Source organism: Devosia insulae DS-56, from assembly GCF_000970465.2.
In the GTDB taxonomy this organism is placed as follows: Bacteria; Pseudomonadota; Alphaproteobacteria; order Rhizobiales; family Devosiaceae; genus Devosia_A; species Devosia_A insulae.
Genome location: NZ_LAJE02000221.1, coordinates 1 through 12,264, shown reverse-complemented (window position 1 = coordinate 12,264; position 12,264 = coordinate 1). Strand labels below are relative to the sequence as shown.

The 12,264-nt window shown below is 65.5% G+C and carries 15 protein-coding genes; 9 read left to right on the top strand and 6 right to left on the bottom strand.

Translation table 11 applies throughout. The annotated features are described in order from the left end of the window. From pgeF to lgt, 3 genes are all read right to left on the bottom strand, one after another. Positions 1 to 763: peptidoglycan editing factor PgeF (pgeF, locus tag VW23_RS15950; RefSeq protein ID WP_069910533.1), on the bottom strand; the 763-nt coding region annotated here is incomplete at its 3' end. 2 nt (positions 764 to 765) lie between these two features. Then, a complete protein-coding gene (locus tag VW23_RS15945) occupies positions 766 to 1,845 on the bottom strand; it encodes a class I SAM-dependent methyltransferase (RefSeq protein ID WP_201788058.1) in 1,080 nt (359 codons plus the stop codon). Beyond that, positions 1,838 to 2,650, bottom strand: a complete 813-nt coding sequence (lgt, locus tag VW23_RS15940; RefSeq protein WP_069910532.1) for a prolipoprotein diacylglyceryl transferase — start codon at positions 2,648 to 2,650, stop codon at positions 1,838 to 1,840. The genes VW23_RS15945 and lgt overlap by 8 nt, the downstream gene beginning before the upstream one ends. A gap of 167 nt (positions 2,651 to 2,817) precedes the next feature. On the opposite strand from lgt, the gene VW23_RS15935 reads away from it, so the two are divergent. The 7 genes from VW23_RS15935 to VW23_RS15905 all read left to right on the top strand — a co-directional run bounded on the left by VW23_RS15935 (position 2,818) and on the right by VW23_RS15905 (position 7,085). After that, entirely contained in the window at positions 2,818 to 3,057 is a 240-nt protein-coding gene (locus tag VW23_RS15935) for an accessory factor UbiK family protein (RefSeq protein WP_055880728.1), read from the top strand. Next, positions 3,054 to 3,767, top strand: coding sequence for a metallophosphoesterase family protein (locus tag VW23_RS15930; RefSeq protein ID WP_069910531.1), 714 nt, complete (start codon positions 3,054 to 3,056; stop codon positions 3,765 to 3,767). Before VW23_RS15935 ends, VW23_RS15930 begins: the two co-directional genes overlap by 4 nt. 46 nt (positions 3,768 to 3,813) lie before the next feature. Further along, a complete protein-coding gene (locus VW23_RS15925; protein ID WP_069910530.1) occupies positions 3,814 to 4,536 on the top strand; it encodes a metallophosphoesterase family protein in 723 nt (240 codons plus the stop codon). 540 nt (positions 4,537 to 5,076) lie between these two features. Further along, the gene (locus VW23_RS15920) at positions 5,077 to 5,580 is read left to right on the top strand and encodes a type III secretion system chaperone family protein (RefSeq protein ID WP_069910529.1); all 504 of its coding nucleotides are present in this window, start codon (positions 5,077 to 5,079) and stop codon (positions 5,578 to 5,580) included. After that, on the top strand, positions 5,577 to 6,392 hold the full coding sequence (proC, locus tag VW23_RS15915; RefSeq protein WP_084646209.1) for a pyrroline-5-carboxylate reductase: 816 nt from the start codon (positions 5,577 to 5,579) through the stop codon (positions 6,390 to 6,392). The genes VW23_RS15920 and proC overlap by 4 nt, the downstream gene beginning before the upstream one ends. 12 nt (positions 6,393 to 6,404) lie before the next feature. Beyond that, a complete protein-coding gene (locus VW23_RS15910; RefSeq protein ID WP_141728361.1) occupies positions 6,405 to 6,746 on the top strand; it encodes a tRNA-binding protein in 342 nt (113 codons plus the stop codon). Between the two features lie 72 nt (positions 6,747 to 6,818). Beyond that, positions 6,819 to 7,085: a YARHG domain-containing protein gene (locus VW23_RS15905; protein ID WP_176730418.1), complete on the top strand. Its 267-nt coding sequence runs from the start codon at positions 6,819 to 6,821 to the stop codon at positions 7,083 to 7,085. 238 nt (positions 7,086 to 7,323) lie between these two features. Here VW23_RS15905 and VW23_RS15900 read toward each other — a convergent pair whose 3' ends face one another. Then, complete coding sequence (locus tag VW23_RS15900; RefSeq protein WP_069910535.1) at positions 7,324 to 7,776, bottom strand: MarR family winged helix-turn-helix transcriptional regulator; 453 nt, start codon at positions 7,774 to 7,776, stop codon at positions 7,324 to 7,326. Positions 7,777 to 7,979: 203 nt separating this feature from the next. Between VW23_RS15900 and VW23_RS15895 the strand changes: the two genes are divergently transcribed. Continuing rightward, positions 7,980 to 8,870 carry a branched-chain amino acid aminotransferase gene (locus VW23_RS15895; RefSeq protein ID WP_069910526.1) on the top strand — a complete coding sequence of 297 codons (891 nt, stop codon included), beginning with the start codon at positions 7,980 to 7,982 and terminating at the stop codon, positions 8,868 to 8,870. Positions 8,871 to 9,098: 228 nt separating this feature from the next. Here the strand turns inward: VW23_RS15895 and VW23_RS15890 are convergent, their stop codons facing one another. Together VW23_RS15890 and VW23_RS15885 are read right to left on the bottom strand one after the other, a co-directional pair. Further along, entirely contained in the window at positions 9,099 to 10,133 is a 1,035-nt protein-coding gene (locus VW23_RS15890) for an aldo/keto reductase (protein WP_069910525.1), read from the bottom strand. 11 nt (positions 10,134 to 10,144) lie between these two features. Continuing rightward, a complete protein-coding gene (locus VW23_RS15885) occupies positions 10,145 to 11,314 on the bottom strand; it encodes an MFS transporter (RefSeq protein WP_069910524.1) in 1,170 nt (389 codons plus the stop codon). A 95-nt stretch (positions 11,315 to 11,409) separates the two neighbouring features. On the opposite strand from VW23_RS15885, the gene VW23_RS15880 reads away from it, so the two are divergent. Then, on the top strand, positions 11,410 to 12,264 hold an 855-nt coding region (locus VW23_RS15880), incomplete at its 3' end, for a LysR substrate-binding domain-containing protein (protein WP_084646211.1).

Here is a 12,264-nt window from a genome sequence, read left to right as displayed (position 1 = left end):
CGCCCAACCCGATCACGCTCAGCTGCCGCCCGGTGGTGATTGCCTTGTGGGTGGCATAGCGGTGGGAGAAGTACTTCTTGGGCTCGGCATAGGTGCAGATGCCGAGATCGTCGACGAGGCCGACACCGGCAGCGATCAGGTGGTCGAAGACGAAACCGGGCAGGTCGAAATGCTCGCGCCCACCACTCGGCTTGGTGATGCGGTTCTCGGCGTCGCGGTGGTCGCGGATCAGGTCGGCGGCGAAGTCGGGGCCGACTTCATAGTTCGGGCCGGAAATGGTCGGGCCGATGGCGGCGATGATGCGGTCGGGGCGGGCGCCGAGATCGACCATGGCGGCGACCGTCGCCTCGGCAATGCCGCCGGTGGCGCCTTTCCAGCCGGCATGCGCCGCGCCGATCACCCGGGCCTCGGGGTCAGCAAACAGGATCGGGGTGCAGTCGGCGGTGAGGATGCCGAGCGCCAGGCCATGGACGCGGGTGACGAAGGCGTCGGCCTCGGGGATATCGTCGGGGTCGGGCTGCCGGGTGACCTCGAGCACGGTGACCGAGTGCACCTGCTTCAGCGTCACCAGCTGGTTGAGCGAAAAGCCAAGGATACCAGCGATCTGCGCGCGGTTCTCGATGACATGATTCCGCTTGTCGCCCGCCGACAGCGAGACATTGAGCGAGGAGAACTCGCCGGTCGAGACGCCGCCGCGCCGGCCGAAAAAGCCGTGCCGGATGCCGGGGATGCGCTCGAGGGCGCGGCTCACTTCGAAAGGCATGCTCATTTCGGGAAACCGATCGGCTCGATGTTGCCGGAATGGGCGCAGAACACCTTGAACAGGGTGCCCATTTCGGTGCTGTCGACGAGGCGCTTCAGCGCCGCGGCAATGGTGTCGATCTGGCCCGGATTGGCCTTGGCCAGCTGCGTGGCGCGCTCGACAATGCCTAGCCCGCCGAGGAAATCGCGCTGCGTCGAGAGCTTTTCCACGGTGAGGCCGAGTTCGGTTGCGACCTTGCCGAGGCCGCCGAAATCCACATGCGCACTGAGGTCGATCTCGCCGGGTGCGTCGAGCGGATCGGCAAAGGCGTGGTTACTCACGGCCTGCAGCGTCTCGCCGGTCTGGGTGGTGGCGTAGCCATAGTCGATGGCGAGGATGGCCCCCTTGTTCGCAGCGATGCGGCGCCCGAGTTTTTCCATGATATCGGCCGAGGCGAGGCTGACCTCGTAGATTTCGCCGGGCTCGGCGTTCGCCAGCTCGATCGGCATGGCGGCAGCGGGGATTGGCGTCGGGTTGAGCCCGAAGGCGCGCTTGCCGTCGCGGAGGCCGATCTGGCGTTCGTGCCAACCGTCGGTGGCCTTGACGAACTGGCGGATCGGCAGGGCATCGAAGAACTCGTTGGCGACGACGAGCAGCGGATCGTCGGCGACGGCGTCGACCTCGCTGGCCCAATAGGGATTGTACTTCCCGAGCCGCTCGGCCTGCTGCTCCCGCAGCGCCGGATTGGTCTCGAACAGCTGCAGGTGGCAGGCATCGAGAAAACCCTCGGCCTTGGCCGCGACGCGCAGCGCATCCTGCATCAGGGTGCCGCGGCCGGGGCCGAGCTCGAGCAGGGTGAAGCTCTTGGGCTGATCGAGCTGCTGCCAGAGGTTGACGATGAAGAAGCCGACCAGTTCGCCGAACATCTGGCTGATCTCGGGGGCGGTGATGAAATCGCCCTTGGCGCCGAGCGGATCGGTGCCGGTGTAATAGCCGGAACGCGGATGGGTGAGCGCCAGGCTCATGTAGGTGGCGAGCGACATCGGGCCGGTCTGGCTCAGCTGCATGTCGATGATTTCGCCGAGCGAACGGGTGTCAGCCACGGGCAGGCCTCATGGCGTAGACGATGAGGCCGATGCCGGCGATGAGAATGGGGAGGCTCAGCAGCATGCCCATGGTGAGCCAGCCGCCGTAGAGATAGCCGAGCTGCGCGTCGGGCAGCCGGAAGAACTCGACAAAGATGCGGGAGAGCGCATAGCCGATGCCGAAAATGCCGGCGACGAGGCCGGGCCTTTTCAGTGCGCCGAGCTGGTTGGTGGCGATGCGGATGACGATGAACAGCAGCGCGCCCTCGAGCAGCGCTTCGTAAAGTTGGCTCGGATGGCGCGGCAGCTGTTCGGGATCGGTAGGGAACACCACGGCCCAGGGCAGGGTGGTCGGCGCGCCGTAGAGCTCGGCATTGATGAAGTTGGCGACGCGGCCGAGGAACAGCCCGATGGTGCCGATGGCGCCGAGCAGGTCCATGCCGGAAAGGATGTTGCCGCCCTTCGAGCGCACGAACAGCGCCATGGCCAGCATGATGCCGACGAGGCCGCCGTGGAAGCTCATGCCGCCATCCCACAGCGCGATGATCTCGCCCGGGTTCGCCGCGTAGTAGCCGAAATTGTAGAACAGCACGTAGCCGATGCGGCCGCCAATGATGATGCCGACCACGGCCCAAAAGGCAAAATCCCAGATCGCCGAGGGCTCGAAGGGCGGGCGGTTGTCCTTCCACAGGCCATGCCGGCGCAGCAGCGTCGTCGCGTAGGCCGCACCGCCCAAGACGCCGATGAGATAGGCCAGCGCATACCAGCGGACGACGAGCGGCCCGATGGCGAAGGCGATGGGATCGATATTGGGGAAGGGCACGCGAAAGCGCTCCGGGTCGAGGAAACCTACTCCTTCAGCGCATTGCCCGCGAGTACGGGGCAGATTGCGACGAGGGGCTGAGACCTTTTAGCCACCGCTATGGTCTGGTCAAGGCAGGGGCGGCAGCCTAGATATCGAGCGAGAAATTGTGAAGGCGAGGACCAACGATGACCCAGGGTGGGAAGATTTTCGACGAGCTGGGCAAGCTGATGAATAACGCCGCCGGCGTCGCCGATGGCGTGCGCCGCGAGATCGAGACGGCGGTGAAATCGCAGCTCGAGCGGCTGGTCGCCGACATGGACCTGGTCAAGCGCGAGGATTACGACGCGCTGCGCGAACTGGTGCAGGCGCAGAGCGCCGAGCTCAAGGAGCTGAAGGCGCAGGTCGAGGGCCTTAAGTCCAAGTGAGGATCGCGGTTCTTTCCGACGTCCATGGCAACCTCGAAGCGCTGGATGCCGTGCTGGATGATATTGCCCTCGAAAATGTCGAGGCGACGGTGGCGCTCGGCGATTTCCTGAGCGGGCCAAGCAACCCGCTGGGTGTGGCCGATCGCTTCATCGAACTCGGGCTGCCCTCAGTACGCGGCAACCATGATCGCTACATTACCGATGGGCGCGAGAAGGATTGGCACATCGACGCGCTGGTGCGCGGCATGCTCGACGCGCGCCAGCAGCAATGGCTGGCCTCGGTACCGGCGACCCTGTTGCTCGACGAGGACGTGTTCCTCTGTCACGGCACGCCGCGCGACGACAATACCTCGTTCATGGACACCATGGTCGGCACCGTCGCGACGATGCATCCGCGCGACTATATCGAGGCGGAGGCGGCAGGCTTCGATCACGACGTGCTGCTCTGCGGCCATACCCATGTGCCGCGCAGCCTGCGGCTCGCCGATGGGCGGCTGGTGGTGAACCCGGGTAGCGTCGGGCTGCCGTTCGAGATCGGCTCGCCCGATGCGCGCTACGCTATCATCGAGAAGCGCCGCGCCGGGTGGAATACGGAGTTGCGCGCGGTTGCGTATGACCACGTTGCCGCGGCAAAGCAGGCGCTGGATAAGGGCTACCCGGTCTGGGCAGAAGCGCTAACCTGGGGATGGGCCAGCCCAAGAGGGCTGTAAGGGCACTCGACTTTTCGTCGCCGCATTTGCTGGGAACGGTGCAGCCATGAGAATCGCGGTTATCTCGGACGTCCACGGCAACCGGCTGGCGCTGGAAGCAGTCGAAGCCAGTATCGCCATGGTCGGGGTCGATGCCACGATCAACCTGGGCGACCTGTTTGCCGGGCCGCTCGACCCGGTGGGCACGGCCGACCTGTTGATCGAGCGCAATTACCCCACGGTGATCGGCAACCACGACCGCTACATCGCCAACGACCAGCCGGTGTCGAAGCGACCGGTCGACAAGTTCGTCAGCGAGCGGCTGAGGCCGGTGCATCTCGACTATCTCAGGAGCCTGCCGGCCACCCGGGATATCGAAGGCGAGGTGTTCCTCTGCCACGGCACGCCGACAAGCGACGAAGAGCCGTGGCTCGATGCCTGGTGGACCGACCGCACGGTGACCATGCCGGGCGAAGCGAGCGTGACGGCGAAGGCCGATGGGCTGGATTTCCCGGTGCTGCTCTGTGGCCACACCCATGTGTCGCGCATTGTGCGACTGCGCGATGGGCGGCTGGTGGTCAACCCGGGCTCGGTGGGGCTGCAGTTCAACTACGGCGCGCCCGATGCACGCTATGCGGTGCTGGAGCGGCATGGCGGGCAATGGTCGGCGAGTATCCGGGCGGTGCCCTATGATTTCGAGGCGGCGGCGCAGCAGGTGATCGGCAACGGCTTCCCGCATTGGGCCGAGGCCATCCGCACTGGCTGGGCCAGCGCGATCGGGTTGTTCTGAGGCTTCGCCTCCTTCACCTCTCCCTTGGGGGAGAGGTCGGCGCGCAGCGCCGGGTGAGGGGGCCTTTCCCACGCTCGGTGCTTGCGGCAAGGCCCCCTCACCCCGACCCTCTCCCCCAAAGGGAGAGGGGGCGCCAGAGCCGAACCCTTTGGGGCCGCCTGCGTTGTCAGCTCTCGCTGGGATGACAATCGAGGATGGGGGAAACCTGGGCGCACGCCGAAGCATCATCTATGACAGCTTCGTCATGCAGCGCCGCGCAGTCTATGCCGAGTCGGGCCTTTGGCGATGTGCCAAAATCGCGCAAATCGGGTGGGGACAGACTCGGGTAGTTAAGACCCTGTTAACCCTTCGAGCCGGATCATCCACAGAAGAAAGCCTTGGATGGCTCTGGCGGCGCAATCCCCGGAATCGGGCCGTCAGTGTAGCGTTCCCTAATAGGGACGATTCGTAGGCTTACTGCGTGCGAGTTCTTGCAAGTAACGCGTAGGACCGGGCAACCGGCCAGCCTTCAAACGTTTCGCCCAATGGGACGCTCAGCCAATGGCACACCTTCTGGAACTGGAACCGGACCGCACGGTGCATCCGGTCGACATCATCGAGCATATTGCTTCGATCAACGACTGGAATTTTGAGCGGCAGGACGCCGACGAAATCTCCATTTCGGTGCGAGGGAACTGGGCCGACTACCATGTGTCCTTCAACTGGATGGAGGACCTCGAGTCGCTGCATATCGCGGCGGCGTTCGACCTGAAGGTGCCGGACACGCGCCGCACCGAAGTGAAGCAGCTGATTTCGCTGATCAATGAGCAGCTGTGGATCGGCCATTTCGACATGTGGAACCACGAGGGCGTGGTGCTGTTCCGCAACTCGCACCTGTTGACCGGCGGTGCCGAAGTCAGCCCGCAGCAATGCGAGGCGCTGCTGCGCTCGGCTACCGACAGCTGCGATCTCTACTACCAGGCGTTCCAGTTCGTGATATGGGCTGGAAAGAGCGCGGCTGACGCGCTGAGCCAGGTGATGTTCGAAACGGTAGGCGAAGCTTGAATTTATCAGATATCGGCCCCGTCGTTCTGGTCGGGGCCGGCAAGATGGGCCTGGCGCTGGCCCGCGGCTGGATCGCCGGCGGCCTGCCGGCGGACCGGCTGGTCCTATGCGATCCGCAGCCCTCCGAGTTCGCGACGCAGTTCGCCGCCGAGCATGGCATTCGCCTGCAGGCGAGCCCGCTCGGCGTCCTCACGCATGTCCTGGTCATCGCGGTCAAGCCGCAGGTGATCTACGAGGTGATGGCCGAGATCCAGCCGATCGTCGGCAGCTATACGCTGGTGCTGTCGATCGCTGCCGGCATCTCGCTGGTCGGATTGTCCGAGGGGCTGCAGACCGAGCGCGTCATCCGCACCATGCCCAATACGCCGGCGCAGGTCGGCCGCGGCATCACCGGGGCGGTGGGGCTTGCGATCACCGAGGAAGACCGCGAAACCGCCAACGCGCTGCTCAGCGCCGCCGGTCAGGTGATGTGGTTCGACGACGAGACCAAGATTGACGGCGTCACCGCGGTTTCCGGCTCCGGCCCGGCCTATGTGTTCTACATGGTCGAGGCACTGGCTGCCGCGGCGCGGCGCCAGGGCTTCGACGAAGAGCAGGCGATGCAGCTGGCGCGGGCGACCGTCACCGGCGCCGCGGCGCTGATGGATGCCGATCCCTCGCCGGCCGGCACGCTGCGCGAGAACGTCACCTCGCCCAAGGGCACGACCTACGCGGCGCTGCAGGTGCTGATGGCGCCCGACGGGCTCGAGCCGCTGCTCGATCGGGCGGTGCGCGCGGCGCGGCAGCGCTCGGAAGAACTCGGGCGGGCCTGAGGTCGGTGCCGGCTGATGGCTGAGATCACCTATGCCCAGTTCGAGCAGGTCGATATCCGCGTCGGCACCATCGTCGAGGCCCGGGTGTTTCCCGAGGCGCGGAAGCCCGCCTATATCCTGTTGATCGATTTTGGCCCGGAGCTCGGGGTCAAGAAGAGCTCGGCGCAGATCACCGTGCACTATACACCGGAAACGCTGGTCGGCCGTCAGGTCATGGCGGTGGTCAACTTCCCGCCCCGCCAGATCGGCCCGGTGCGCAGCGAAGTGCTGACGCTCGGGTATGAGGACGCGGATGGTGCTATCGTCCTCGCCGCGGTCGAGCGCGACGTGCCCAACGGCAATAAGCTGATGTAGGATGGTCCTTTCCCAATGGGGAGGACAGCTGAGAGCCAGCCCGCCCAAGGGAAAGACGAGGAGGGGATTGAGATGAAACGTGTTCTCCCAGCCATGCTGGCCTTCTGCCTGCTGGGCGCGACGACCGGCCAGGCTTTGGCAGAGTCGTGCTTCGACCTCTGGATGGCGCGCAACACCATCTACGACGACAACGGCTACTGCTTCTCGACCGAGCTCGCGCAGGAATACTTCGACAACGACGATTGCTGGACCAAGAAGCCGAAATTCTCCAAGGCCGAGCGGCGCGAGATCGAAGCGATCAAACAAGAAGAAGACGACCGCGGTTGCAAGGTGAACTGAGGGCTACAGCTCTGAGGCGAGAGCGGAAGCCGACTCGACGAAACCTGATGGGAGCCGGGTTGCCTTCTCCCCTTGTGGGAGAAGGTGCCCGAAGAGCGGATGAGGGGTGTCTCTCCGCGCACTCAATCGCTCGTTGCTTCGCTCCGATCGCGCAACCCAAAGGTTGCGAGACCCCTCATCCGGCCTGTCGGCCACCTTCTCCCACAAGGGGAGAAGGCCTGACTGAGCGTTCCGTGCTTCACAGCTCTTCGGTGAGCTTCAGCCGGTCCAAGAGGCCGCGATCTTCCGGTTCGACCATGCCGACGAAGAACCGCAGCACGGTGCGCTTGCCTTCCGGGGGCAGGGCGGCGATGGCGGCTTCGATGCGGCTGGTCTGCGTGGCCGACAGGGTCTCGAACAGGCCGCGGCCTTTCTCGGTGGCATAGAGCAGGCGCTGGCGGCGGTCGCTCTCGCCGGTCTTTTGTTCGACATAGCCATTGTCGACCAGCTGGCGCAGCACGCGGGCGAGGCTCTGCTTGGTGATTTTCAGGATGTCGAGCAGGTCGGCAACCGGCATGCCGGGCCTGAGATTGACGAAGTACAGCACGCGGTGGTGGGCGCGACCGAACCCCTGTCGTTCAAGCAGTGCATCAGCATCGCCGACGAAGTCCCGGTAGGCGAAGAAGAACAGGCCCATGACGTCGAGCGGCATGGCAGGCTCGCCGGCCTGCGCCAAATTTATGTCAGCCTTGTTGACATTTATTTTGCCCGATGCCATCATCACCCCATCGAAAACACAACTCTTTGCCTTATCCCAAAGCCGTTCCGGTTTGCCAATAGCAAGCCGGTGGGGCAGGATCACAGGCAATAACACGGCGGACCCGAAGGGCCGCACCAGACGAGTGGGAGATTGAGATGGCAGGCTTGCCAATGGACCAGCGTGAAGGCTGGATCTGGTTTGATGGTCAGTTGGTTCCCTGGAAGGACGCCAAGATCCACGTGCTGACGCACGGGCTGCACTATGCCAGTTCGGTGTTCGAGGGTGAGCGCGCCTATGGCGGCGAGATTTTCAAGTCGCGCCAGCACAGCGAGCGCCTGATCCAGAGCGGCAAGACGCTGGATTTCACCATCCCGTACTCGGTCGATGAGATCGAAGCGGCCAAGCGCCTGGTGCTGGAAAAGAACGGCCTCGTCGACGCCTATGTCCGCCCGGTCGCCTGGCGTGGCTCCGAGGAACTGTCGGTTCCCGGCCGCAACAACAAGGTGCACCTCGCCATCGCCTCGTGGGTGTGGCCGAGCTATTTCTCGGTCGAGGAGAAGCTCAAAGGCATCCGCCTCGAATGGAGCCGCTGGAAGCGCCCGAGCCCGGAAACCATCCCGTCGTCGGCCAAGGCCGCCGGCCTCTACATGATCTGCACGCTTAGCAAAGACGCTGCGATGGCCAATGGCTATGCCGACGCGCTGATGCTCGACTATCGCGGTCTGGTCGCCGAGGCCACCGGCGCCAACGTGTTCTTCGTCAAGGGCGACGAAATCCACACGCCGACCCCGGATTGCTTCCTCAACGGCATCACCCGGCAAACGCTGATCCAGCTGGCGCGCGAGAACGGCTACAAGGTGGTCGAGCGCCACATCAAGCCGGAAGAACTGGCGGATTTCGAGGAATGCTTCCTCACCGGCACCGCGGCGGAAGTGACCCCGGTTTCGGAGATCGGCGAGTTCAAGTTCAAGCCGGCCAAGGCCTGCACCACGCTGATCAACGCTTACACCGAAGCCGTGACCCCGAAGAAGGTCGCAGCGGAGTAAGTTCTGGCGCATCGAAGTTTGAAGGCCCGCTGCTGGTGCAGCGGGCCTTTTTTTGTTTGGGGCGGGGATGAATCTCGTCACGCTCTGCCCCTCACCCTGACCCTCTCCCCGGAGGGGAGAGGGGACGCGAGTGGCACAGCCGGTGAACCCATCGCCCCCTCTCCCCTCTGGGGAAGGGTTGGGGTGAGGGGCAGTTCACGCGTTGGGATCGATCGCGAATTGGCTCAATCACACCGCTGGCGGATCCAGCCGGGCAAATCCCGCCTGCCGATAATACGGAAACCGCGGGTAGGACGGAGTAACCGCACTCGCCGCGTCGAGCCGGGCGATCTGGCCGGCATCGAGCGACCAGCCGATGGCGCCGAGGTTCTGGCGCAGCTGCTGTTCGTTGCGGGCGCCGATGATCACCGAGGACACCGTCGGACGCTGCAGCAGCCAGTTGAGGGCGATCTGCGGGATGGTCTTGCCGGTCTCCTCGGCGATCTCGTCCAGCACGTCGACGATGGCATAGAGTCTTTCGTCATCGACGGGCGGGCCGAACTCGGCGGTGTTGTGCAGCCGGCTGCCTTCGGGCAGCGGCTGGCCGCGGCGCAGTTTTCCCGTGAGGCGGCCCCAGCCGAGCGGGCTCCAGACCAGCGCGCCGACGCCCTGGTCGAGCCCAAGCGGCATCAGCTCCCATTCGTAATCGCGGCCGAGCAGCGAGTAGTAGACCTGGTGGGCGACATAGCGCGACCAACCGTGCCGCTCAGATAGATCGAGCGATTTCATCAGCTGCCAGCCGGCGAAGTTGGAAACGCCGATATAGCGGAGCTTACCGGCGCGGACGAGATCGTCGAGCGTGCCGAGGGTTTCGGCCACCGGTGTCGTCGCGTCGAAGGCGTGCAGTTGCAACAGGTCGATATAGTCGGTGCCGAGGCGGGTGAGGGCGGCGTCGACGCTCTGGATCAGCCGGGCGCGCGAGGTGCCGGCTTCGGTCGGGCCATCGCCCATCGGCAGGCCCGTCTTGGTGGAGATCAGCGCCTGGTGCCGGCGACCCTTGAGGGCGGCGCCGAGCACGCGTTCGGAGGCGCCGTCGGAGTAGACGTCAGCGGTGTCGAACAGGGTGACGCCGGCTTCGAGGCAGATATCGACGAGGCGGCGGGCTTCGGCTTCGTCGGAGGTGCCCCAATGGCTGAACAGCGGGCCGGAGCCGCCAAACGTGCCGGCGCCGAAGCTGAGGGCAGGGACCTTCAGGCCCGAGGCCCCGAGAGTGCGGTAATCCATGATGTCGACTTTCAGTTGGAGGGGACGAGCGGGGCGTGGCGGCGGAGCAGCAGACTGACCAGCAGCAGCGCCAGCGCGAGGAGCGGCAGCACGGCGCCGACCAGCGGCAGGCCGGTGAGCCCAAGCCCCTGTTCGAGAGCGACGCCGCCCAGCCAGGCGCCGAGCGCGTTGCCGAGGTTGAAGGCGGCGATGTTGAGCGAGGAGGCGAGGCTGGTGCCGGCGCCGCCGGCCTTTTCCAGCACCCAGAGCTGCAGTGGCGCCACGGTGGCGAAGCCGGCCGCACCGAGGAGGCCAACCGCGATGACGGCGGTGATCGGGTTAGGCAGGGCGAAACTCATCGCCAGCATGACGATGCCGAGGGCGGCGAGGGTGCCGAGGACGCTCCACAGGAGGTTCCTGTCGGCGAGCTTGCCACCGAGGAGGTTGCCGACGACGAGGCCGCCGCCAAACACCAGGAGGATCGGCGAGACCATGGCTTCGGGGAAGCCGCTGACCTCGGTGAGGGCGGGTGCGATATAGGTGAAGACGGTGAACACGCCGCCAAAGCCGAGCACGGTGAGGAGGAGCCCGAACAGCACCGGCCCGCGCAGCATGGCGCGAAGGTCTGCCCGCCAGTCGGCGGCCTGAGGGGCGGCCTTATCCTTGGGGACGAGGAAGGCGATCACCAGCATGGCGACGATGCCGATAGCGGCGACGGCCCAGAAGGTGGTGCGCCATGAGGTGAGCTGGCCCAGCCAGGTGCCGAACGGCACGCCGAGGATATTGGCGACGGTCAGGCCGGTGAACATCACCGCGATGGCGGAGGCCCGGCGATCCGGCGCGACGAGGCTGGTGGCGACCACCGAGCCGACGCCGAAGAAGGTGCCATGGGCGAGCGAAGTCAGCACCCGCGCAGCCATCAGCATCTCGTAGTTCGGGGCGATGGCGCAGGCGATGTTGCCGAGGGTGAAGATCGCCATCAGCACCAGCAGCGTGGTTTTCTTCGGCCAGCGGGCGGTGAGCGAGGTGAGGAGCGGGGCGCCGACGACGACGCCGAGGGCATAGCCGGAGATCAGCAGGCCCGCCATGGCGACGCTGACGCCGAGATCGGCGCCGACGTCGAGCAGGAGGCCCATGATGACGAATTCGGTGACGCCGATGCCGAAGGCACCGGCGGTGAGCGCATAAAGAGCGAGTGGCATGATGCACTTGAAATCTGGTCAGGGAGCAGAAATGGACCTCGCTTGCTCGATGAACTAGACTGCCTCAGGGAACAGCTTTTGTGAGTTGAGTTCACATGTCACGAACTGAGGTGAACCGCTTCGGCGAGATGGACGTGTTCGTGCGGGTCGTCGACATGGGCGGCTTCTCGGCGGCGGCGCGGACGCTGCGGATGACGCCGTCGGCGGTGAGCAAGCTGATGGCGCGGCTCGAAACCCGGCTCGGCACGCGGCTCTTGAGCCGCTCGACCCGCACACTGCAGCTGACGCCGGAGGGGACGGCGTTCTACGAGTCGAGCTTGCGGATCCTAGCCGACCTCGAGGAGGCGGAGCGCGGCGCCGGGGCAGCCGAGCAGCCGGCCGGGCGGATTCGGCTCAACACCAGCGCCTCGTACGGCACCCATATCCTGACGCCTTTGTTGCCTGAGTTCCTGGCGCTCTATCCCGGTATCACGCTCAACGTGGTGCAGACCGACGCGATCGTCGATCTCTATGCCGAGCGCACCGATGTGGCGGTGCGGGCCGGGCCGCTGAAGAACTCGAGCCTGATGGCGCGAAAGCTCGGTGCGACGCGGATGATGATCGTCGCGGCGCCGGCCTATCTGGCGCGCCACGGCATCCCGGCAAGCGCCGCGGAGCTGGAAGCGCATAACCGGTTGAACTTCTGCTATCGGCGGACGGTCGAGGGCTGGCCGCTGCTGGAAGGCAACAAGCTGGTCACCGTGCCGGTGGCGGGGAACCTGCAGGCGAGCGACGGCGAGGCGCTGCGGCAGATGGCAGTGGCGGGTGTCGGGATAACGCGGCTCTCGGCGTTCACTGTGCGCGAGGATCTTACCGCGGGGCGGCTGGTGCCGGTGCTGGAGGCGCAGAACCCCGGCGATCTCGAGGATTTCCACGCGGTGTTCAGCGGGCAGGGCGGCTACCTGCCGGCC

Coding starts and splice junctions, on each gene's coding strand:
- VW23_RS15935 (WP_055880728.1), top strand. CDS start 2,818: ATGACCCAGGGTGGGAAGATTTTCGACGAGCTGGGCAAGCTGATGAAT.
- VW23_RS15925 (WP_069910530.1), top strand. CDS start 3,814: ATGAGAATCGCGGTTATCTCGGACGTCCACGGCAACCGGCTGGCGCTG.
- VW23_RS15920 (WP_069910529.1), top strand. CDS start 5,077: ATGGCACACCTTCTGGAACTGGAACCGGACCGCACGGTGCATCCGGTC.
- VW23_RS15895 (WP_069910526.1), top strand. CDS start 7,980: ATGGCAGGCTTGCCAATGGACCAGCGTGAAGGCTGGATCTGGTTTGAT.
- VW23_RS15890 (WP_069910525.1), bottom strand. CDS start 10,133: ATGGATTACCGCACTCTCGGGGCCTCGGGCCTGAAGGTCCCTGCCCTC.
- VW23_RS15900 (WP_069910535.1), bottom strand. CDS start 7,776: ATGCCGCTCGACGTCATGGGCCTGTTCTTCTTCGCCTACCGGGACTTC.
- VW23_RS15905 (WP_176730418.1), top strand. CDS start 6,819: ATGAAACGTGTTCTCCCAGCCATGCTGGCCTTCTGCCTGCTGGGCGCG.
- VW23_RS15885 (WP_069910524.1), bottom strand. CDS start 11,314: ATGCCACTCGCTCTTTATGCGCTCACCGCCGGTGCCTTCGGCATCGGC.